Annotated in this window: 23 protein-coding genes; 5 read left to right on the forward strand and 18 right to left on the reverse strand. The window is 39.3% G+C overall.

Annotated elements, in window-relative coordinates; genetic code table 11:
• Positions 1 to 37: 37 nt before the first annotated feature.
• From cyoE to L659_RS0100980, 17 genes are all read right to left on the reverse strand, one after another.
• Positions 38 to 922 (reverse strand): heme o synthase, encoded by an 885-nt coding sequence (cyoE, locus tag L659_RS0100900; protein ID WP_007581172.1) that lies wholly within the window; start codon positions 920 to 922, stop codon positions 38 to 40.
• Between the two features lie 9 nt (positions 923 to 931).
• Entirely contained in the window at positions 932 to 1,288 is a 357-nt protein-coding gene (gene cyoD / locus L659_RS0100905; RefSeq protein ID WP_024589276.1) for a cytochrome o ubiquinol oxidase subunit IV, read from the reverse strand.
• The gene (cyoC, locus tag L659_RS0100910) at positions 1,288 to 1,914 is read right to left on the reverse strand and encodes a cytochrome o ubiquinol oxidase subunit III (protein ID WP_024589277.1); all 627 of its coding nucleotides are present in this window, start codon (positions 1,912 to 1,914) and stop codon (positions 1,288 to 1,290) included. Before cyoC ends, cyoD begins: the two co-directional genes overlap by 1 nt.
• Entirely contained in the window at positions 1,911 to 3,899 is a 1,989-nt protein-coding gene (gene cyoB, locus L659_RS0100915; RefSeq protein ID WP_007581166.1) for a cytochrome o ubiquinol oxidase subunit I, read from the reverse strand. Before cyoB ends, cyoC begins: the two co-directional genes overlap by 4 nt.
• 2 nt (positions 3,900 to 3,901) lie before the next feature.
• A complete protein-coding gene (gene cyoA, locus L659_RS0100920) occupies positions 3,902 to 4,861 on the reverse strand; it encodes a ubiquinol oxidase subunit II (protein ID WP_024589278.1) in 960 nt (319 codons plus the stop codon).
• Between the two features lie 320 nt (positions 4,862 to 5,181).
• On the reverse strand, positions 5,182 to 5,601 hold the full coding sequence (locus L659_RS0100925) for a hypothetical protein (RefSeq protein ID WP_007581161.1): 420 nt from the start codon (positions 5,599 to 5,601) through the stop codon (positions 5,182 to 5,184).
• A gap of 950 nt (positions 5,602 to 6,551) precedes the next feature.
• Positions 6,552 to 6,764, reverse strand: a complete 213-nt coding sequence (gene nqrM / locus L659_RS0100930; RefSeq protein WP_007376137.1) for a (Na+)-NQR maturation NqrM — start codon at positions 6,762 to 6,764, stop codon at positions 6,552 to 6,554.
• 101 nt (positions 6,765 to 6,865) lie between these two features.
• Positions 6,866 to 7,897, reverse strand: a complete 1,032-nt coding sequence (locus L659_RS0100935; protein ID WP_024589279.1) for an FAD:protein FMN transferase — start codon at positions 7,895 to 7,897, stop codon at positions 6,866 to 6,868.
• Between the two features lie 109 nt (positions 7,898 to 8,006).
• A complete protein-coding gene (gene nqrF, locus L659_RS0100940; RefSeq protein WP_007584893.1) occupies positions 8,007 to 9,236 on the reverse strand; it encodes an NADH:ubiquinone reductase (Na(+)-transporting) subunit F in 1,230 nt (409 codons plus the stop codon).
• Between the two features lie 19 nt (positions 9,237 to 9,255).
• Positions 9,256 to 9,864 carry an NADH:ubiquinone reductase (Na(+)-transporting) subunit E gene (gene nqrE / locus L659_RS0100945; protein WP_007584892.1) on the reverse strand — a complete coding sequence of 203 codons (609 nt, stop codon included), beginning with the start codon at positions 9,862 to 9,864 and terminating at the stop codon, positions 9,256 to 9,258.
• A gap of 10 nt (positions 9,865 to 9,874) precedes the next feature.
• Positions 9,875 to 10,507, reverse strand: coding sequence for an NADH:ubiquinone reductase (Na(+)-transporting) subunit D (locus L659_RS0100950; RefSeq protein ID WP_007584891.1), 633 nt, complete (start codon positions 10,505 to 10,507; stop codon positions 9,875 to 9,877).
• Positions 10,507 to 11,259 (reverse strand): Na(+)-translocating NADH-quinone reductase subunit C, encoded by a 753-nt coding sequence (locus L659_RS0100955; protein WP_007584890.1) that lies wholly within the window; start codon positions 11,257 to 11,259, stop codon positions 10,507 to 10,509. The genes L659_RS0100950 and L659_RS0100955 overlap by 1 nt, the downstream gene beginning before the upstream one ends.
• Positions 11,252 to 12,454 carry an NADH:ubiquinone reductase (Na(+)-transporting) subunit B gene (locus L659_RS0100960; RefSeq protein WP_007584889.1) on the reverse strand — a complete coding sequence of 401 codons (1,203 nt, stop codon included), beginning with the start codon at positions 12,452 to 12,454 and terminating at the stop codon, positions 11,252 to 11,254. Before L659_RS0100960 ends, L659_RS0100955 begins: the two co-directional genes overlap by 8 nt.
• A gap of 4 nt (positions 12,455 to 12,458) precedes the next feature.
• Positions 12,459 to 13,802, reverse strand: a complete 1,344-nt coding sequence (locus tag L659_RS0100965) for a Na(+)-translocating NADH-quinone reductase subunit A (protein WP_024589280.1) — start codon at positions 13,800 to 13,802, stop codon at positions 12,459 to 12,461.
• 363 nt (positions 13,803 to 14,165) lie between these two features.
• Positions 14,166 to 15,359, reverse strand: coding sequence for an enoyl-ACP reductase FabV (gene fabV, locus L659_RS0100970; RefSeq protein WP_024589281.1), 1,194 nt, complete (start codon positions 15,357 to 15,359; stop codon positions 14,166 to 14,168).
• Positions 15,360 to 15,466: 107 nt separating this feature from the next.
• Positions 15,467 to 15,778, reverse strand: a complete 312-nt coding sequence (locus L659_RS0100975) for a BolA family protein (protein ID WP_024589282.1) — start codon at positions 15,776 to 15,778, stop codon at positions 15,467 to 15,469.
• 62 nt (positions 15,779 to 15,840) lie between these two features.
• The gene (locus tag L659_RS0100980) at positions 15,841 to 16,452 is read right to left on the reverse strand and encodes an alpha-ketoglutarate-dependent dioxygenase AlkB family protein (protein ID WP_024589283.1); all 612 of its coding nucleotides are present in this window, start codon (positions 16,450 to 16,452) and stop codon (positions 15,841 to 15,843) included.
• 42 nt (positions 16,453 to 16,494) lie between these two features.
• Between L659_RS0100980 and L659_RS0100985 the strand changes: the two genes are divergently transcribed.
• Genes L659_RS0100985 through L659_RS0101000 form a run of 4 tightly spaced genes read left to right on the forward strand, consistent with a single transcriptional unit; the run spans position 16,495 to position 20,250 of the window.
• Positions 16,495 to 17,637, forward strand: a complete 1,143-nt coding sequence (locus tag L659_RS0100985) for a methyltransferase (RefSeq protein ID WP_010555194.1) — start codon at positions 16,495 to 16,497, stop codon at positions 17,635 to 17,637.
• The gene (locus L659_RS0100990; protein ID WP_024589284.1) at positions 17,638 to 18,198 is read left to right on the forward strand and encodes a YajG family lipoprotein; all 561 of its coding nucleotides are present in this window, start codon (positions 17,638 to 17,640) and stop codon (positions 18,196 to 18,198) included.
• Positions 18,199 to 18,200: 2 nt separating this feature from the next.
• The gene (locus L659_RS0100995; protein ID WP_024589285.1) at positions 18,201 to 18,821 is read left to right on the forward strand and encodes a peptidylprolyl isomerase; all 621 of its coding nucleotides are present in this window, start codon (positions 18,201 to 18,203) and stop codon (positions 18,819 to 18,821) included.
• Positions 18,822 to 18,870: 49 nt separating this feature from the next.
• Positions 18,871 to 20,250 carry an AmpG family muropeptide MFS transporter gene (locus L659_RS0101000; protein WP_024589286.1) on the forward strand — a complete coding sequence of 460 codons (1,380 nt, stop codon included), beginning with the start codon at positions 18,871 to 18,873 and terminating at the stop codon, positions 20,248 to 20,250.
• A gap of 70 nt (positions 20,251 to 20,320) precedes the next feature.
• On the opposite strand, the gene L659_RS0101005 is transcribed toward L659_RS0101000, so the two are convergent.
• The gene (locus L659_RS0101005; RefSeq protein WP_007584874.1) at positions 20,321 to 20,560 is read right to left on the reverse strand and encodes a helix-turn-helix domain-containing protein; all 240 of its coding nucleotides are present in this window, start codon (positions 20,558 to 20,560) and stop codon (positions 20,321 to 20,323) included.
• A gap of 452 nt (positions 20,561 to 21,012) precedes the next feature.
• Here L659_RS0101005 and L659_RS0101010 point away from each other — a divergent pair, with 452 nt between their 5' ends.
• On the forward strand, positions 21,013 to 21,201 hold the full coding sequence (locus L659_RS0101010; RefSeq protein ID WP_010555198.1) for a hypothetical protein: 189 nt from the start codon (positions 21,013 to 21,015) through the stop codon (positions 21,199 to 21,201).
• Positions 21,202 to 21,247 lie beyond the last annotated feature (46 nt).

Consider the following 21,247-nt stretch of genomic DNA (forward strand, 5'->3'; position numbering starts at 1 on the left):
CCTTTGGATTAACTTTGGAATAGTCAAAAATTTTAAATTAGGTCAGCGTTAATAGCTGTGGAGCAACGCTATGATAATCAACAGCCATAGCAATACTTAACGCTGTAATATTAATAATTGAAAATGCGAACACTTTACGTGCCCAACTGCTCATATCAATATTACGACGATAACCACGCAGCGCCATTAGCAACCACCAAAAGCTGGTAATACAAGCAACAGCCATAAAAGCAGCACCTGTGTAGCCAGTAATTGGCAGTAACATCACCACTAATGCGTATACAGCGATGTAAAGTACAATGTGGCGTTTTGCTTTGTCGATACCTTGCGCTACAGGTAATACTGGAATACCTGCAGCTTGGTAGTCTTTAAAGCGAAAAATAGCGATAGCATAAGAGTGCGGCATTTGCCACAAGCTAAACATAACTAGCAGTATTAACGCGCCCATATCGAACTGCCCTGTTACGGCGCAGTAACCTACTACTGGCGGTACAGCGCCAGAAAGGCTGCCAACAAAAGTGCCATATACTGAGTTACGTTTCATGTAGAGGCTATAAACCCCTACATAAATTACGTAGCCAAAGGCTGCAAAAAATACCGCGGCTTGAGTGGTATAGGCGATAAGTAAACCAAAGCCAATAACGCCCAATAAAACACCGTGGCTAAGTGCAGCAAAGGCCGACATTTCGCCTGTTACTGTTACCCGCGTACGAGTACGTGCCATGGCTACGTCTATGTCTCTATCTATAACATTGTTGATAGCACAACCTGATGCAACCACTAGCGACAAACCAATTAATGTGGCAATCATTAACCATGGATCTATATCACCGCGCGAGGCAAGTAAAAACCCACCCGCTACGCTGATCAAATTGCCCATAATAATACCCGGCTTTGTCACTGATAAATAACGACGAAACATCTTCAACTCCTAGTACATCATCATTGCGTTAGATTCATAAATGATCCAAACAGATAACCCAACAACCATTACGATGATCAGAGCACTGAATAGGAATGAGAAAGTACTTGCACGGCCATTTTCGGTGGTAAAATTAAGGTGTAAAAAGTACTTTAAATGCACCCAAATTTGTACGATTGCAAAAGTAACAATGCTCCAAAGCGTTGTTGCTTTTGAGAAGTCACCTTCCATAACCATATAAAACGGTATAGCAGTTAAAATTACCGATAGCACAAAGCCAATTAAGTAAGTTTTAACACTTCCATGAGATTCATCATGATGATCACTTTGCGCTTGTTTTAACGCATGCGTTTCGCTGTGGCTCATTACATTGCTCCCATCAAATAAACAACGGTAAATACACAAATCCAAACAATGTCTAAGAAGTGCCAAAATAGGCTTAAGCAGCTTAAACGCGTTACGGTTGCTTTGCCTAGACCACGTTTAGCAACTTCAATCATCATTATGGTCATCCAAATTAGTCCAGCCGTTACATGTAATCCATGTAAGCCAACTAATGAGAAAAACGATGTTAAAAAGGCACTTTGTTGTGGGCCATTACCGTGCACAATTAGGTGATGAAATTCGTATACTTCCATACCAATAAACACAGCACCTAAACAAAACGTAACAAATAACCAAGTAAGTGTTAGTGCCTTTTTTTGCCCTTGAGCGGCAATCATGGCAAAGCCAAAGGTAATACTACTAATAAGTAGTGCAGCAGTTTCTACTGCTACAAAGTCGAGTTCAAAAATATCTTTACCCGATACACCACCGGCTGTGTTCATAAAGAGCACAGCGTAAGTGGCAAAAAACGAGGCAAACAATAGGCAATCGGTCATTAGGTATAACCAAAAACCGAATATGGTGTCACCCGATGTATCGTGATGATCATGCACGTGGGCATGATCATCGTGCGATACTGATTCTAAATTTGCAGAAAGTGTACTCACGCTTTTAGCTCCTTAATGCCACTTGAATTATACGCAGCTTCAGTGCGTGCAATTTCATCAGGTTGAATATAGTAATCAACATCGCTGGTGTAACAACGTTTGATAAAGATGGCAATTGCGCCGACTAGCCCAACAACAGCTAACCACCAAATATGCCAAATCATTGCAAAACAGAATACTGTTAAGCTTGCTGCCATTAACACGCCAGCTGATGTGTTTTTAGGCATATGAATAGGGCTATAGTTTGCTTTATCTTGGTATGCTTGGCCTTTTTCTTTCATGTCGGTCCATGCATCAATATCATCGATGTGTGGAATTGTTGCAAAGTTATAAATTTGCGGAGGTGAACTTGTAGCCCACTCAAGTGTATGGCCGTTCCATGGATCGCCTGTTGTATCGTCAAGCGCTTCACGGTCTCTAAAGCTCACATATAATTGAATTACTTGGCTAACAATACCAAACATAATAATTACAGCACCGCCTGCGGCAATGTATAACCAAATGTTCCAATCTGGGTTGTTAGTGTGGTTTAAACGACGTGTCATACCTAAGAAACCAAGTACGTACAACGGCATAAATGCAACGAAGAAACCGATAATCCAACACCAGAATGATGCTTTGCCCCATTTTTCGTTAAGTTTAAAGCCCATTGCTTTAGGGAACCAAAATACAAAACCAGCAAGGTAGCCAAATACAGCACCACCAATAATGGTGTTATGAAAATGTGCAATTAAGAATAAGCTGTTATGCAGTACGTAATCGGCACCAGGAATAGCAAGTAATACACCGGTCATACCGCCTACGGTAAAGGTAACCATAAAGCCAAGTGTCCAAAGTACCGGTACGCTAATACGTAAGCGACCTCGGTAAATGGTAAATAACCAGTTAAACAACTTAACCCCAGTTGGTACAGCAATAACCATGGTCATTACCCCAAAGAACGCGTTAACGTTAGCACTCGACCCCATCGTAAAGAAGTGATGTAACCAAACAATAAAGCCTAAAATTGAGATTGCACCGCTGGCGTAAACCATCGATTTGTAACCAAATAAACGTTTACCGGCAAAGGTAGAAATAATTTCAGAGAAAATACCAAACGCTGGTAATACTAATATGTATACCTCAGGATGACCCCATGCCCAAAACAGGTTGATGTACATCATGGCGTTACCGCCCAATTCATTGGTAAAGAAGTGGAAATCGAGATAACGGTCAAGCGTTAGCATTGCAAGTACAGCAGTTAAAATTGGGAATGATGCTGCAATTAAAATGTTTGCCCACGTACATGTCCATGTGAAAATTGGCATTTTCATTAGGGTCATACCTGGTGCACGCATTTTAAACACGGTTGCTAAAAAGTTTACTGCTGTTAGAAGTGTACCGAGCCCGGATATTTGCAAGGCCCAAATATAATAATCTACCCCCACCCCAGGGCTAAAGGTCAACTCCGAAAGCGGTGGATAGGCCACCCAACCTGTTTTAGCAAACTCACCAAACACTAGCGACATATTAATTAAAATGGCACCGCTGGCTGTAAACCAAAAGCTTAAGTTATTTAAAAATGGGAATGCAACATCGCGAGCACCAATTTGCAGTGGTAAAACAATGTTCATTAAACCAATCATAAATGGCATAGCCATAAATATGATCATAATTACGCCGTGGGCAGTAAATATTTGGTCGTAGTGTTCAGGTGGTAAATAACCGGGCGCACCACTGGTAGCAAGCGCTAACTGAGCACGCATCATAATGGCATCAGAAAAACCACGGAACAGCATTATTAGTGCTAAAAGAATATACATTACGCCTAAGCGTTTATGATCAACAGACGTGATCCAGTCGCGCCAAAGCACGCCCCATTTTTTATACTTTGTAATAAGCCCGGCAATAATAAGCCCAGCTATCGCAATAACCGACATCGTGAACACAAGAATTGGCTCATGAAACGGAATTGCGTCTATTGTTAGTTTACCTAATAACGACATTATTATTCCTCGCCCTGGCTGTGAGATGATGGCATTGAGTGTTCATCCATTGCTTGATGCTTCTTACTCATTTGCCCATGTTCGCCCATTGCATGTTGCTTTTTGTTCATATCGCCATGTGCCTGCATGTATTTCATAACGATGGTATGAAATAAGCCGTCATCAACTTTACCGTAATAAGCAACTGGGTTATTTTCGCTTGCTTTTGCAAGTTCAACATAATTTGCATGAGTAAGATTATTAGCGCTTGAATTCGCTTTTACATCACTCACCCACTTATCAAAACCAGCTTGAGTAGGTGTAGCAATGGCATTAAACTTCATACCAGTAAAGCCTGCACCACTGTAATTTGCCGAAAAGCCTTTAAATGTACCTGGCTCATTAGCAATTAAGTGAAGCTTGGTTTCCATACCGGCCATTGAGTATATTTGACTACCCAATTGCGGAATAAAAAATGAATTCATTGTGCTCTCTGAAGTGATTTTATATTCAACAGGTACATTAGCCGGAAACACTAATTCATTAACCGTAGCAATACCTTGCTCAGGATAAATAAATAGCCACTTCCAGTTTAATGAAACCACTTCAACAGTAAGATGCTTACCTTTACCTTCAATTGGTTTGTAAGGGTCTAGCTCTTGGGTAGACACCCAGGTAATAACACCTAAAATAATCACAATAACAATAGGGACAGCCCAAACTGCGGCTTCAATTTTATTTGAATGAGCCCATTTTGGAGCGTAAATTTCATGAGTTTGCGTGTTTCTATATTTCCATGCGAAATACAAAGTCATCACAATAACGGGAACGACTACAAGCAACATAAGCACGGTTGCGATGATGATTAAATTTTTCTCATCTATGCCTATCTGCCCTTTTGGATCGAGTATCCCGCCTTTACAGCCTGACAACGCCAGCACTGTACTAGCTAAAGCAATATTACAAAGGTTACGAATTAACAAGGGAGTATCCTACAAACCTAAAAGTTCTAATTTGCTGCTTTAAATAAAAAACAAAGCAACGATTTTTCGGTAAAAACCCAAGTTAACTGGAATTAAATTATAAAAAATAAGGGGGCTATTCAAAACCTAAAGCTCATGCCAATAATGACCTAGCAACAAACCCAGCTTTCTAAACGCATTTATATAACGTAATAAAAGTTAACTTGGGTGAGTGGTGGTTGGCTGAAATGTGTTTAAAAAACACTGAGCTACTTTGTTTTAGCTAACCTTAATTATTTACAGCAAGAACAAATAATTAAAACCAGCAACAAAATGCAGCCTTACAGACAACCTGTAAAGCTAGGTGGAGCACGACAACCGTGTGCAACTTGCACTGGCTGAAGAACTTTAGCCTCGCTAAAAGCAAAGGCTGCTTTACGGAGGATAATTCCAGCACGACGCGCTGGAAAAATATGGAACAATAGCCAGCAAAGGCCAATAAGTAACTGACTTGATATGATCGGATGAGCTAAAAATTGCACAATAGTAAGTAACAGCGGCTCTACAATAAACCCATCACTTAATAGCGCTTCAAGCTTGAAGGCATCCTCTAGTGCACCACTTAGCAACATTACAGTATTAAACACTAATAAAGTTATAGCTACACACACGCCCTTGCCTGCTTTATTCAAGCGCTCACACGTCTGCGGCTCGCCAGAGGCAAGATCCGTATTTGTATGATGCAAAGAAAGTGTGTTCAAAAACATTAACCTACTAAAATGACTATAACAAAATTAGAGGAATACAGTTTGCAATGGAAAAATTTAAAAAACATTGCTGTTGTAAGCCCTAAAACCAGGTGCTAAATACAATCAAATCCAGCTAGCACATATTTACCTAGCGAAAATTGATCCGTATCAATCAAACTTTCAAAACTTACTGAAAGTTCGAACGTGAGTATAACAAAGAGAATTTTCTGTTCAACTAAAAATCAATTAATTTGAGTTAAGCTTTCGAAGCTATTTTGTTAATAAAAAATAACAACTTAAATAACAATGAGTTGGCTTGAATTAAAAATGATTTAAAGCAGAATATTTAATAAAACTATAGGTTTTTTGGAAGGAATAATAATTGTGTGGCACAAATAAAAACAGCTCAAATTCAGTCACCACCGAAATTGAGCCGCCTTTCACACTGACAACATCTTCACACACAATATAAAGATTCTTGGTTTACATTACGTGGCATTGAAAGGAAATAAAAACAACTCAAACTCTTTTCTGTAGAAGTGAATCCACCGAATTTGAGTTGCCTTTTACACTGACAACATCTTCACACACAATATAAAGATTCTTGGTTTACACTGCGTGGCAATTGCAAGGAAATAAAAACAGCTCAAATTCAGTCACCACCGAAATTGAGCCGCCTTTCACACTGACAACATCTTCACACACAATATAAAGATTCTTTTAAGCGAGGCTAACTTGCCTCAAGCTTATGACGAGAGCCTTGCTCTGTGTCTATGGTTAAACTTTAGAGTGTTAGCTCCAATTTGACAAACGAGAAAAATAAACCTAATAGGTGAAAAAAACTAAACTATAGACGTTTGTCTAATACATTAAGATTGGATTACTTTAGAAGCTATCGAGTTAAGCAGTTTTACAGACACAAAAAAAGCGCTATAAAGCGCTTTTTAATATTTAAGGCGGGCTTAAATAATTTGGTTTTCTTTCCAGGCTTGCTCTTTTGCTAAACGGTTTTTGCGTTTATCACATGGATCATCGCAATCACAGGCTTTATCAATACCAACCGAACCTAAACCACCACAGCTACTCGCCATAGATTTTTTTTGCACGATCATACCAACGGCCATAGCCGAAACTATCAAAATTAGTAAGCCAAAAGTAAGAAGAAAAAGTGACATTGCTTAGCCCCTATTGATCAGCAATTAATTAAACTCAAAAATTTTTGAGCGACTGCTATTATATACCCAAATAACGCGAAAATAAACAAGCCAGCACCATACTACAAATAAGGTTTAAATGCAGGGCTTGAATAAGTAACTAAACCCTTATTTGATTTACCTATTAAGTATACCGGTAAATCGTGCTGCTGAGCGTATGCTTGCGCTTTTTCCATACCCATCACAGTAAGTGCAGTCGCTAAACCATCTGCCGTCATAGCGCTTGGATGAAGCACAGTTACCGACACTAAGTCGTGCTTAATAGGCATGCCGGTCACGGGATCAATTAAATGAGTATAGATCTCGCCATCCATTTTATAAAAAATACGGTAATCACCCGACGTAGCAATACCATTTGTACCTGGCGATAAAACACGATGTACTTTACGCTCACCTGGCGCTGCATCTGGTTGCTCAATCGCAATTTTCCAATCCTGATTATTTGGCTTTTCACCTGCTATACGCAGCTCTCCACCAATCTCAACCATGTAATTGGTAATACTGTGGCTTTCTAATAACTGCGCTACTTTATCAATACCATAGCCTTTAGCCGTTGCCGAAAACGAAAGCTCTAACCCATTAACTGTTTTAGACAGTCCTTGCTCATCTAAAATAAGTTTATCAATACCTATTTTTTCGACCATAGTTGCAAGCTCTTCATCACTTGGGCGATTGGTTGGTTTTTTATCAGGACCAAAGCCCCATAAATCAATTAAAGGCCCCATAGTGACATCGAGTGTTTTAGTTGATTCGCCTAAGCGAATAGACTCGCTGATAACAGCCCTAAAATCTTCGCTAATTGGCATAACTTGATTTGCTGGTAATCTGTTAAATATATTTATTTCAGAGTCTTCTATGTAAGTAGACATAGACTGATTCACATCTTTTAAAACAGCGTCTATTTGCAGCTGTAATTGTGAAGCTGATAGCTGGCCCTGCTCATCGTAATATTTAATATGATAAGTGGTGCCCATAGTCTTACCTTCTAAAAAGGTTTCCCTCGACTCTGGTTTTTCGCCACACCCAGACAGTAATAAGGTCAGTGTGATTAGTAAAAAGGCCATTATGCCTTGTGAAGTACTTACTCGATTCATAACAGCTCTACTTAATAGATTGATAAAATTAAAGAATAAAAAAAGCCTCGTAACACAAGTGCTACGAGGCTGGTATTTTAACCAAAACTAAACTGTTTTGGTATTAGTGTTAGCCACCGAAGTCATCTAGTAAGATATTTTCGTCTTCAACACCTAAATCTTTAAGCATAGTAATAACTGCCGCGTTCATCATTGGAGGACCACACATGTAGTACTCACAATCTTCCGGCGCTTCGTGATCTTTAAGATAGTTCTCAAATAACACGTTATGGATAAAGCCAGTGTAGCCTTCCCAGTTATCTTCAGGTTGTGGATCTGAAAGTGCTGTATGCCATACGAAATTAGGATTTTCAGCGGCTAAGCCGTCAAAATCTTCTACGTAGAACATTTCACGTTCAGAACGTGCACCATACCAAAAGCTCATCTTACGTTTAGAGTTCAAACGTTTAAGTTGGTCAAAGATATGTGAACGCATTGGCGCCATACCAGCACCACCGCCAACAAAGATCATTTCTGCATCTGTGTCTTTAGCAAAGAACTCACCAAATGGACCTGAAATAGTTACCTTGTCGCCTTTTGTAAGTGACCAAATGTACGAAGACATTTTACCACATGGCAAGCTTAGGTTTCTTGGAGGCGGAGCAGCAATACGCACGTTAAGCATAATGATGCCTTCTTCTTCTGGGTAGTTAGCCATTGAGTATGCACGAATTGTTTCTTCGTCTACTTTTGACTCCAGGTCGAAGAAACCAAAATGATTCCAGTCGCCGCGATATTCTTCAGGAACATCGAAATCTGCATATTTAACATGGTGAGGTGGCGCTTCGATTTGGATGTAACCACCCGCACGGAAAGGCACTGACTCATCACCAGGGATTTGCAGTTTAAGTTCTTTAATGAAGGTTGCTTTGTTATCGTTAGAGATAACTTCACAGTCCCATTTTTTAACACCGAAAATTGACTCTTCAAGCTCAATTTCCATGTCGTTTTTAACATTTACCTGACACGCTAAACGACAGCCTTCACGGGCTTCACCTTTAGAAATGTGATCAAGCTCAGTTGGCAGGATATCACCACCACCTTCTTTAATGTGTACACGACATTGACCACAAGAGCCACCGCCACCACAAGCAGATGATACAAATATACCTGACTCAGATAATGCACTTAAAAGCTTATTACCTGCTGATGTAGTAATGGCTTTGTCTTTATCGCCATTAATACCGATGATGATGTCACCGCTTGCAACTAACTGAGATTTAGCACCAATGATCACTAAAACTAGTAGTACAACGATAGCGATAAAAACACCAACGCCTAAGAAAATCTGATAATCCATGATTTATCCTCGCTACCCTTTACAGTGAAATACCAGAGAATGACATAAAGCCAAGTCCCATTAAACCAACAGTGATGAAGGTAATACCTAAACCACGTAAGCCATCTGGTACGTCTGAATATTTCAGTTTCTCACGGATACCTGCAAGTAATGTAATTGCAAGCGCCCAACCAACACCAGCGCCTATACCATAGACAACAGACTCGCCGAAGTCATAGTTACGCTCAACCATGAAAGATACCGCACCAAATATTGCACAGTTAACTGTGATAAGTGGCAAGAAGATACCTAATGCGTTGTATAGTGCAGGGAAAAACTTATCCAATGCCATTTCAAGAATTTGCACAAGTGCTGCAATAACACCAATGAAAGTTAAGAAACGTAAAAAGCTAAGATCCGCATCTGGATAACCTAACCAAGTAAGTGAACCTGGTGCAAGTACCGCATGGTAAACCAAGTTGTTAACAGGTACAGAAATACCCAATACAACTATAACCGCTATACCTAGGCCAATTGATGTAGTTACTTTTTTAGATACTGCTAAAAAAGTACACATGCCTAAGAAGAATGACAACGCTAAGTTCTCAATAAAAACGGCTTTTACAAATAAACTAATATAATGTTCCACTATTTGCCCCTTACGCTTTAGCTTCTACTTGGTCTTTCTTATAAGTACGAAGTACCCATATGAATAAACCAATGATGAAGAATGCACTCGGTGGTAAGATCAATAGACCCATAGGCTGATACCAACCGCCATCTTGTACTAATGGGATAATATCAACACCGAATAGTGAACCCTTACCGAATAGCTCACGAATGAAACCAACAGTAAGTAGTACTACAGAGTAACCTAAGCCATTACCAATACCGTCAAGGAAAGACATAATTGGTGGCGACTTCATCGCATATGCTTCAGCACGACCCATTACAATACAGTTAGTAATAATTAGACCAACGAATACAGAAAGCTCTTTTGCCGTAGCGTAAGAGAATGCCTGTAATACTTGGTCAACAACGATTACCAACGATGCAATAATTGTCATTTGTACGATGATACGAACAGATGATGGGATCTGGTTACGAATAAGCGAGATAAAGAAGCTCGAAAATGCAGTTACTAATGTCAATGCGATTGACATGATTAACGCATTTTTTAAGCTAGACGTTACCGCTAGCGCAGAACAAATACCAAGTACTTGTAGTGCGATTGGGTTGTTAGCTAAAACCGGACCAAATAGGACCGCCTTCATTTCTTTAGTATCAGCCATTATTTCAATGCTCCTTTACGTACTTTCGCAAGGAAAGGGCCAAAGCCATTTTCGCCAGTCCAAAAGTCAACTGCATGATCAACACCGTTAGACGTTAATGTAGCACCTGAAAGACCATCGATCTTATGCTCATCATTGCCCGCAGTACCTTTAACAATTTGAATTGGAAGTTCTTTACCTTCCCATGTAGCAGTCCACTGTGGATTTTGGATTTCGCCACCTAGACCTGGGGTTTCATTATGCTTGTAAAAGATAATGCTCTTAACTGTTTCAGCGTCGCTTTCAAGCGAGATAAAACCGTACATTAAGCCCCATAAGCCGTAGCCTTGGATAGGAAGAATAATTGCATCAACTGAGCCATCTTCTTTTTTAGAGATATACACCGGCGACTCTTTAGTCACACGTTGAATACCAGCAATATCTTTAACGCCTTTCTCTTGAAGAGAAACACTTAGCGCTGCATCATATTTGCTTTTTTCAAAATCAAAAATTGTTGGGTCTGTATCTACAAACTCACCTGTAGTCATGTTTACAACGCGCGCTTCGATTTTTGCATCAAATGTTTCTAAAACATTTTCAACTTTATCGATACCCGCAGCAGCCAAGATATTGCTTTGAATATCTTTGTTTTTATTAGCTTGCTGTAAAGGACGAAGCTGTACAGAAGCAAACGATACAATGATTGCACACACTAAACATAGTGCTACAACAACTGATAACGTTTTACCGATTGATTCGTTATTACTAGACATTACGTGCCAACCTCCGCTTAATATTAGCCTGCACTACAAAGTGATCGAACAGTGGAGCGAATAAGTTAGCAAATAAGATTGCTAGCATCATACCTTCTGGGAAAGCAGGATTCACAACACGTATCATAACCACCATAAAGCCAATTAATAGACCATATGCCAATTTACCTTTGTCAGTAAATGCAGCTGATACAGGGTCAGTAGCCATAAAGAACATACCAAACGCAAAGCCACCTAGTACTAAATGCCAATACCAAGGCATTGCAAATACAGGGTTAGTTTCTGAGCCAACAGCATTTAGTAAAAATGCAGTTGCTACCATACCTAGGAATACACCTAGTACGATGCGCCAAGAAGCGATACGAACGTAAATTAAGAACAAACCACCTACTAACAATGCAAGTGTAGATGTTTCACCTACAGAACCTTGAATGAAACCGTAAAACGCATTCCACCATAACTCCATGTTTGCAAAGTCTAGTTGCCCGATGAAAGCTTGGCCTAGCATAGTTGCACCAGAGAAAGAATCTACTGCTGTCCATACTGTGTCACCCGAGATTTGAGCTGGGTATGCGAAAAATAAGAACGCACGACCGGCTAAAGCAGGGTTTAAGAAGTTACGGCCAGTACCACCAAAGATTTCTTTAGCGATTACTACACCAAACGTAATACCTAACGCAACTTGCCATAAAGGAATCGTTGCAGGCAAAATAAGTGCGAATAATACTGAAGTAACGAAGAAACCTTCGTTAATTTCATGCTTACGCACAGAAGCAAATATTACTTCCCAAAAGCCACCTACTGCAAATGTTACCGCGTAGATAGGTAGGAAGAAACATGCTCCATAGAACATCTTAGCGCCCCAGCCTGCATCAGCGGTTAATTCACCACCGAATAACTGGAACAAACCAACTTGCCACGTGTTTGCTAGTTCAAAACCTTGTGCTAAAGCACCTGCGGCCTGATGACCGATATTGAACATACCAAAAAACATAGCTGGGAACGTCGCCATCCACACTAAAATCATCATGCGTTTTAGGTCGATATTATCGCGTACGTGTGTCGCGCCTTTATTTACGTAGCCTGGTGTATAAAAAATAGTTGCAGCTGCTTCATACAGTGCATAAAACTTCTCATATTTACCACCGGCTTCAAAATTCGGCTCGATATCTTCTAGATATTTTTTTAAACCCATCTCTCTAGCCTTCCTTCTCGATCGTAGTTAAGCAATCGCGTAGGATAGAACCATACTCGTATTTGCCTGGACAAACGAAGGTACATAACGCTAAATCTTCTTCATCAAGTTCAAGCGCGCCCAATGAAATTGCACTGTCTAAATCGCGTGCAATTAAGTCACGTAACAATAGAGTAGGCAAAATATCTAGCGGCATTACGCGCTCGTAGCTACCAATTGGTACCATGGCACGTTTTGAACCACCTGTTGACGTTGTCATTTTAAATAAACGACTCGGCGCAAGGTGAGAAAGGAATGTACGCGTTACAGAGAATTTATCACTACCTGGTGCAATCCAGCCAAACAATTCTTTTTCGCGACCTTCAAGTAAAACAGATACTTGAACGTGGTAACGACCTAAGAATGCATGAACACCGTTTGAAATAGAACCTGATAGAACAGAACCAGAAATAACGCGGTTATCTCCGTCTTCTAGTTCACCAGCCACTAAATCATCCAATGAAGCACCTAATTGTGTTTTCACTAAACGTGGATTTTTAACGCGAGGACCTGCAAGCGAGATAACACGATTTGTGTAAATTTCACCAGTAAGGAATAAGTGACCATACGCAATAACGTCTTGGTAACCAATATGCCAAACTTGTTTGCTAACAGAAACTGCATCAAGATGATGGATATGAGTGCCAACGAGGCCAGCCGGATGCACACCACCAAACTCATGTACTTCTACTTGAGCTATAGATGAGCTAGGAACTTGGCTACCTGCTTTTTTACACACAAATACTTTGCCATCGGTCAAACGCGAAATAACAGCAAGACCCGCTTCAAATGCTTGCGCATTTTCTGCAATTATTACTGCAGGATCTGCAGCTAATGGGTTTGTGTCAGTTGCGGTCACGAAAATAGAACTAGGATTTGCATCCACAGCCGCTACTTTACTGAATGGGCGAGCACGTAGTGCTGTCCATTGACCAGACTGGATAAGTACTTCTTTGGCTTTTTCACGCTCTAAGCTCGCAAGCTCGTCTGCTTTGAAAGAGTCAAAGGTGATTTGCTCACTGCCTGCTACTTCAATAACAACAGATTGCAGCACACGTTTAGCACCACGATTTATTTCTTTTACTGTGCCAGAAGCTGGAGCAGTAAATAGGACGCCTGGGTTCTTTTTATCTTCAAAAAGTACCTGGCCTTTTTTGACTTGGTCATCCACACGAACATGCATGGTTGGACGCATACCGATAAACTCTTCGCCAAGCACAGCTACACGTTTGACAGCAGAACCGTCATGTATAACTTGCTGTGGCGCGCCCTCTAAGGGTAAATCCAGACCTTTTTTTATATTGATCATACGCACTTGCATTACATTAAAGGAAAGAAACTGAAAAATCGTATCAACCACGTCGCCATTTGAGTTATTCCAAGTTATATCAAGGTACAAAAGAGCAGCTTGCTAGAAATATCAAACAAGCAACGTAGTAAAACTCATCACATATTGTCGAGATTTTAACATCATTTTAGATGACTATGCGAGTGTATTTATGAAAATTATACGACAGAAACACTTATTTAGTTTTGTTAAGTGATTTAAATAAAAATCAAGGTAGACCAAAGTGGTAGCCTAAGCAATTATCGTTCCTGATTTCATCGCAAATTAAACAAATCGCATAATACAAAAAAAGCCGCTATTGCGGCTTTTTATAACTAAATTCTGTTAGTCAATCATATTAGCAATTGGCTTAACTGAATCTATGTCTTGATCGTAGTCAACACCGTCTATACCAAAACCAAATAAGCGTAAAAACTCATTATGGTAACCAACATAGTCTGTTAGCTCATCAATGCTGCTTGTATCAACACTATCCCATACAGCTTGAACGCGTGCTTGCACATCATCTTCTAGCTCTTTATAGTTTTGGAATAAATGCCCACCGTCGTCAAAGCGAGGCGATTCACCATATAGGTTTTCACTAAATAATGCGTGAATTTGCTCAATGGTGCCTTCATACGTGCCATCTGCTTTCATAACTTTAAATAAAGCAGAAATATATAACGGCATAATAGGAATAGCAGAACTTGCTTGTGTCACTACTGCATTAAGTGATGAAACATACGCCTCACCATTTAAATCTTTTGTCGATTCTTTAATAGCAGCCGTTGCACGGTCTAAATCTTCTTTAGCTTTACCAATAGTAGCGTGTCCGTATATTGGCCATGTTAGCTCTTTACCAATATAAGTATACGCTGTAGTTTTAAAGTTATCGGCTAATACATCCGCTTCTTTTAATGCGTCAATCCACATTTCCCAATCTTCACCACCCATTACTTTAATAGTGTTGTCGATATCGTCTTGATTTGCAGCTTCAACAGTAATTTCATCAATTTCACGCTTTGATGTATTTAAATTTTTAGTGGTTACTGCATGACCTATTGGCTTAAGTGTAGATGAGAACACTTCGCCTGTATTTGGATCAGTACGACGAGGAGACGCTAGGCTGTAAATAATACAATCTACTTTACCCAAATCTGCTTTAATGGTGTCGATTGCTTTTTGCTTGATTTCGTTAGAAAACGCATCGCCATTAATATTTTTAGACCAAAGGCCAGCTTCGTCTACAGCTTCTTGAAAAGCAGCGGTATTGTACCAACCAGCAGAACCTGTTTTACGATCTGTACCTTCTTTTTCAAAGAAAATACCTAATGTTTTAGCACCACCACCAAACGCAGCAGTAATGCGCGATGCCAAGCCGTAGCCTGTTGATGCGCCAATAACTAATACATTTTTTGGTGCACTTTTTAATGCGCCTTGTTGTTTTACATAGTTAATTTGTTCTTGAACATGCTCTGCACAACCAGCTGGGTGTGCGTTTGTGCAGATAAATCCACGAATTTTAGGCTTAATGACCATTGATCATCCTATATCTTTTACAATAAAAATTAGCGCTAGTTTAAAGGCTAATACTAAAAACACTGATCTGATCAGTTAAACACTCATCAAATACTCTAAAACATTACTTAGCTAATTTTAGAGCCACCCATACAATTAGGTGAATCAGGCGCTTCGCCGCCCTGCTCTGCATACTCATCGGGTGTATATGTATGAATAGCGAGTGCATGAATATGATTTGCTAACTCATCTTTCAAAATTTCATTAATTTCGCGATGACGTTGTAATAAACGCTTACCCGCAAAATCTTCGCTAACCACTACTACTTTAAAGTGTGATTCAGTGCCCGCACTGTGCATATGGCTTTCGTTAATCACGTTTAAATGTTTACACGCAATGGCGTTGCTTATTTTTTCTTGGATCTGTTGCTGCATTGACATAAAAAGACCGTTTTAATTAGCTAATTTATACACTTACTATAACAATTTAACGCAGCGATTGGCTAACTAAATTGCTTTTGCTTAATGTGCTTTATAAATCGGTAAGTTAAACTTATTCGCGGATGCGCAAGCGTGGTTTGCTTAGGTATTGCATGTTGATAATCTCGTTGGCTATGTCCATTCATTATTAAACAGCTGCCACTTTGTAATTTTAAGTCGGTTACTTTATTGCTCGCCTTGTGCTTTAACTTTAAAACCCGATCAGCTCCTAGAGAGACACACACAATTGTTGGTTTATCACCAAGCTCTATTTCATCATCACTGTGCCATCCCATCGTATCATTACCATCTCGGTAATAATTAACGAGCAATGAGTTTAGAGGCTGGTTTAAATGTGCTTCTAAACGCTTTCGCATATTAAGTAACAATTCATCCCATGGTTCTACTATTTGCTTACTACTTGAATAGCCGTATTCAATATTTAAATCACTCATGAAACATTGCAGTCGTGGAATAGGCCCCGTTTTGCCATAAACGGTTACATCGGGTTGCTGCCAACGTAGGTTTTTTTGCAAATAATAAAATAGATCGAGGCTTTTTTGTGCACTAAGTGCCCTACTTTGATAAGAAAAGCCATTTGGTAACTGTTGGGGGTTGGCGTTTTGCCGTTGCATGTTAGAATTTACCTACATTAGATTACTGATCAACGAACCATTATGACGACGCAAGCCCAGCTAGGCGATAAAACCTTTACTCTTGAACGCTTTCCATTGGATCAAAAAAACCGCAGCTTACAAGCGTGGGATTCGGCAGATGAGTACCTTATCAATTATGTTAACGAACATCACCCAGATTGTCGATCATTGCTTATTTTAAACGATAGCTTTGGTGCACTTGCTTGTTATTTTAATAAGTTAACGGTTTGTTCAGTTAATGATTCTTATATTAGCCACCAAGCTGCGGCTTATAACTTACAAGAAAACAAGCTGCCTACAGCAGAGTTTACGCAAGTAGATAGTTTGTCGGCATTACCAGAGGATGTAGATTTAGTACTTATTAAAATCCCTCGTAATGTAGGTTTTTTACAGTTCCAATTAAGTGAACTTAGTGAAGTACTTGCACCTGGTACACCAGTAATTGCCGCAGGTAAAACAAAAGAAATTCATAATTCAACAATAAAATCATTTGAGCAATTTATTGGTGAAACAACAACAAGCCTAGCAGTTAAAAAGTCTCGCCTTATATTAAGCACAGCTAAAGGCGGATATAAAGCAGCAGACTTCCCTATAACATGGGAGCTTGAAGGTACTGAGTTTAATATAACAAATCATGCAAATGTGTTTTCGCGTGATTCGTTAGATATTGGTGCGCGCTTCTTTTTTAACTACTTACCAGAAACACCTAAAGCTAAAAGCATTATTGATTTAGGCTGTGGTAACGGCGTTGTTGGATTAATGACGCTTGCTCGTTGCCCTAATGCATCAATTACCTTTGTTGATGAGTCTTACATGGCAGTAGAGTCAGCCCGGTTAAATGTAGAAATTAACCTAGGCGATAAGTTTGATAACTGTGAGTTCATCGAAAACGATTGTTTAACAGGCTTTGAAAGAGACAGTGTGGATATGGTGCTATGTAATCCTCCATTTCACCAAGCTCAAGCTGTTACCGATCACATTGCTTGGCAAATGTTTAAACAAGCAAAAGATACTTTAAAAGAAGGCGGCGAGCTGCGTATTATTGGTAATCGTCATTTAGATTATCACGATAAATTAAACCGTATGTTCGGAAACTGTAAGTTGTTAGGCTCAAACAAAAAGTTTGTCGTTCTAAGTGCAACTAAAAATAGTGGAATGCTATAAATGAAATTAACAAACATTATAATTGGGTGTTGTGTATTACTAATACTTGGTGGCTGTGCGAATCAGCCTAGCCAAGTAATACTCAATCCTGTTTATAAAAGTGGTCAAATAAGCACTATAAATAGTAGCTTAAGCACCAGTGTAATTGATTTACGTGGCGACTCATCAACACTTAAACTTATTGAATCAGACAAAACTAAAACCTTTGCAAGCCAAGGTCTTACTGAATCAGTTAAAAGTGTTTTAGACAGCGCCCTTAGCCGCAATGGTGCCAGCATTTCTAACTTGGCAAGTGTACGCTTTGAAGTAGATATTCATGCACTACAAGCGGTAGTAACCGAAAAATTAGTGAGCCATACCAGTGAAGCCCATATAGAACTTGGCGTGCGAGTTATTCGCGCCTCAAGTAACTTTAGTAAAGTGTATAGAGGTAGTGCTAATTTAGAAGGTCCGTTTAGTCACGAGCGAGCAAAAATAGAAGGTCAGCTCAATAAGTTGACTGAGCAAATTATTACCCGCATTGTATCTGACCCTGAATTAATAGAATTTTTAGAAGGTTAACTATGAAACGACTTTTTTTAATCTGCTTAGGCCTATTCTTTAGTGTAAGTAGCTTAGCAGCCCAAGAAGGCCGCTTTGTGCAAAAGGATAATATTTTTCCACGCGTCGAAATCGTAACGACAATGGGCAGTATTGTTGTTGAACTGGACCGTTCAAGAGCACCTATTACGGTCAATAACTTTTTAACTTACGTGTCAGATAAAAGCTATCAAGGCAGTGTTTTTCATCGTATTGAGCGCGATGTAGAAAACGACCGCGACTTTGTTATTCAAGGTGGTGGCTACGATAAAGATTACGACGGCCTACACGAAAATGACCCTATTTTTAATGAAAGCGGTAACGGTATGAAAAACGATATGTATAGCATTGCTATGGCGTATCAGGACCGTGAGCCTCACTCTGGTACTCGTCAGTTCTTTTTTAATATGGATAATAACGATCACTTAAACCCAGGTAAAGATTGGGGTTTTGCTGTTTTTGGTAATGTGATGGAAGGCTACGAAACACTAGACAAAATTATGGCTGTAGAAACGGGCTTTAATGAAAAGATTGGTTACGATTTTGTACCTGTAAAACCAGTGGTTATTTTAAACATAAAAATGCTTGAGCAAGTCCCACTGTAATTTTTTAAGAGCAGCTTAGCTGCTCTGCATCTAAGCCAATGAAGGCCCTATGAGCAAATCACTCTCTATTAGCGAATATTTTTCTTACTTTAAAGACAAACGCTTAATCCATATTTTTATATTTGGTATGAGTAGCGGTTTTCCGTGGGTACTAATTGGCTCTGTTATGTCGGCTTGGCTAAAGGATGAAGGGCTAAGCCGCAGTATGATTGGCCTATTTGGCATTGTATTTGGCGCCTACAGTATCAACTTTTTATGGTCGCCACTCATTGACCGTACAAAACTCCCTGTTTTATATAAATGGCTAGGCCAACGCCGCAGTTGGATACTATTTTGCCAAAGCTTTATTTTTATTGGCACCTTATTATTAGCAGGGCTTGATTTAAAAGCTAATTTAGCAATTGTTGCTGCAATTTGTTTGTTAATTGCCATTGCTTCTGCAACGCAAGACATTGCTATTGATGCATTCAGAATAGACACACTTAAAGCAAACGAATCTCACAAAGCAACAGCGGCAGCCGCTATGGCAACGTCTGGTTGGTGGACAGGTTATGCGCTTTTAGGTGCAATTCCATTTTATATGGCTGATATCCCCTCGCTCGACTGGCCACAAATTTATTACTTTTTAGCTGCTGTAATGCTGCTGCTAATGAGTGGAGCACTGTTTGCAAAAGAGCCTGAATCTAACCGCGAAGCAGTACATGCCGAACTTGAACGTGTGTACCTTGAAAAGCTCTCATCAGCAAAACAAACGCCACTTACCAAAACGGTTGCCTGGCTTGCAGTAACCGTTATTGACCCCTTTAGAGCTTTTTTTACTAAAAACGGCGTTAAAACAGCATTGGCATTACTTGCGTTTATTTTCTTATTTAAGATAGGCGAAGCGTTTTTAGGGCGTATGTCGATTGTGTTTTATAAAGAAATTGGTTTTAGTAATAGCGACATAGCAACATTCTCAAAGGTAGGTACGGCGGTACTTACAATCATATTTACCTTTGTTGGTAGTTTATTTAATCAAAAATATGGCATTGTTAGAGGTTTATTTATAAGTGGCATTGCAATGGCTGCTTCAAACTTAGCCTTTTCGTGGATCGCTTTAGTTGGCCCTGATTTAAGGCTATATGCCTTTGCTATTGTTATTGATGGGTTTACGCAAGCATGGTCGTTAGTGGCTATGGTCGCTTTTATATCGATGTTATGCGATAGAGCATTTAGTGCAACACACTATGCATTACTGGCGTCATTAGGGAATTTAGGACGAACGTTACTTTCGAGCTACAGTGGTGTAGTAATTGATGATTGGTTAATGGGAAATTGGTCGCTGTTCTTTGTTTTAACAGCCTTGATGGTTATACCTTCGCTGATATTTTTATACCTGATTAGGCATAAACTATATGAGCTTGAGAAAAATTATCATAAAAATATTTAATGCATCCCTGCATTAACATATTGCTTAGCACTATCAAGTGCCCCTTAAAGTGTACTAAGCAATGTTTGAGTTAATCTACTTTTAGCAAGCTAAGTGCTTCATGTGGATCAACTTCTAGAGCTGTACAATAACGAACAAACTCAATCACATCTAAACGGCGTTCTTGATTTTCAATCTTGCCGATAAACGAATGAGGCGTTCCCAGCACTTGTGCTAGGCTTCGCATTGTATGACCCTTTTCGTGGCGCTTACTTTTAAGCCACTTTGTTAGCTTTGCATTTTCTTCAGAAGAAACTGTTTTGCCCATCATTTTACATCTCCTACTAGATGATTTGACGTACCTATTAAAGCAGTAGTCTCTATCAATAGCTGTAGGCAAGTAAGCAGTCATACCATATTTTCAATAGCAAGCTATTGCTTAACAAAGCATGTGTTGCTACTCACTCCACCAATATAGCTAAAAAACTACGCTAATAATGTGGTAAAGATTTGTTTTTATTGAGAATGAAATTTTGCCCGTCTCATTCTTGGATACATTATATACTATTAACACTTTGGTTAAATAACTAATTACATACTCGGTACAAATATGAACACGAGTGAATATTTATAAACGCTGAATATTGACCTAAGTACTCAAAAAGTATTAATAAATTAATTTCTAGTTATAAAATATTTAAATGAATTTTTATAACAATTTTGTTCCAATTTATCGTCACATGTTTATGATTAAGCAATAATTAGCACCAAAAAGGCCGAATAATGTTCAGACTTCTTTTTTTATTACCGATTGTGTTGTGCTTGGGTTGGTACTTTTTTTTGCGCCACAACGGCGTACCAATTAAGCAAGGCAAAAAAGGCTTCATATACATTTTAGCGTTTTCTGCTTTTGTACTTGGCTTTTTTGTATTGATAATGCAAATAACCGAATATGCCCCAACCGATTTGTAGGCATTAAAAAAGCCGCAAAAGCGGCTTCATTCTATTTAGCGTTTGG

Source organism: Pseudoalteromonas sp. S8-8, assembly GCF_000497875.1.
GTDB classification, from domain to species: Bacteria; Pseudomonadota; Gammaproteobacteria; order Enterobacterales; family Alteromonadaceae; genus Pseudoalteromonas; species Pseudoalteromonas arctica.

Coding starts and splice junctions, on each gene's coding strand:
- fabV (WP_024589281.1), bottom strand. CDS start 15,359: ATGGTCATTAAGCCTAAAATTCGTGGATTTATCTGCACAAACGCACAC.
- L659_RS0100980 (WP_024589283.1), bottom strand. CDS start 16,452: ATGCAACGGCAAAACGCCAACCCCCAACAGTTACCAAATGGCTTTTCT.
- L659_RS0100960 (WP_007584889.1), bottom strand. CDS start 12,454: ATGGGTTTAAAAAAATATCTAGAAGATATCGAGCCGAATTTTGAAGCC.
- L659_RS0100995 (WP_024589285.1), top strand. CDS start 18,201: ATGAAACGACTTTTTTTAATCTGCTTAGGCCTATTCTTTAGTGTAAGT.
- L659_RS0100935 (WP_024589279.1), bottom strand. CDS start 7,897: ATGAATCGAGTAAGTACTTCACAAGGCATAATGGCCTTTTTACTAATC.
- cyoE (WP_007581172.1), bottom strand. CDS start 922: ATGTTTCGTCGTTATTTATCAGTGACAAAGCCGGGTATTATTATGGGC.
- nqrM (WP_007376137.1), bottom strand. CDS start 6,764: ATGTCACTTTTTCTTCTTACTTTTGGCTTACTAATTTTGATAGTTTCG.
- L659_RS0101000 (WP_024589286.1), top strand. CDS start 18,871: ATGAGCAAATCACTCTCTATTAGCGAATATTTTTCTTACTTTAAAGAC.
- cyoB (WP_007581166.1), bottom strand. CDS start 3,899: ATGTCGTTATTAGGTAAACTAACAATAGACGCAATTCCGTTTCATGAG.
- L659_RS0100990 (WP_024589284.1), top strand. CDS start 17,638: ATGAAATTAACAAACATTATAATTGGGTGTTGTGTATTACTAATACTT.
- L659_RS0100950 (WP_007584891.1), bottom strand. CDS start 10,507: ATGGCTGATACTAAAGAAATGAAGGCGGTCCTATTTGGTCCGGTTTTA.
- L659_RS0100985 (WP_010555194.1), top strand. CDS start 16,495: ATGACGACGCAAGCCCAGCTAGGCGATAAAACCTTTACTCTTGAACGC.
- cyoD (WP_024589276.1), bottom strand. CDS start 1,288: ATGAGCCACAGCGAAACGCATGCGTTAAAACAAGCGCAAAGTGATCAT.
- L659_RS0100975 (WP_024589282.1), bottom strand. CDS start 15,778: ATGTCAATGCAGCAACAGATCCAAGAAAAAATAAGCAACGCCATTGCG.
- L659_RS0101005 (WP_007584874.1), bottom strand. CDS start 20,560: ATGATGGGCAAAACAGTTTCTTCTGAAGAAAATGCAAAGCTAACAAAG.
- L659_RS0100965 (WP_024589280.1), bottom strand. CDS start 13,802: ATGATCAATATAAAAAAAGGTCTGGATTTACCCTTAGAGGGCGCGCCA.
- L659_RS0100955 (WP_007584890.1), bottom strand. CDS start 11,259: ATGTCTAGTAATAACGAATCAATCGGTAAAACGTTATCAGTTGTTGTA.
- L659_RS0101010 (WP_010555198.1), top strand. CDS start 21,013: ATGTTCAGACTTCTTTTTTTATTACCGATTGTGTTGTGCTTGGGTTGG.
- nqrF (WP_007584893.1), bottom strand. CDS start 9,236: ATGGATTATCAGATTTTCTTAGGCGTTGGTGTTTTTATCGCTATCGTT.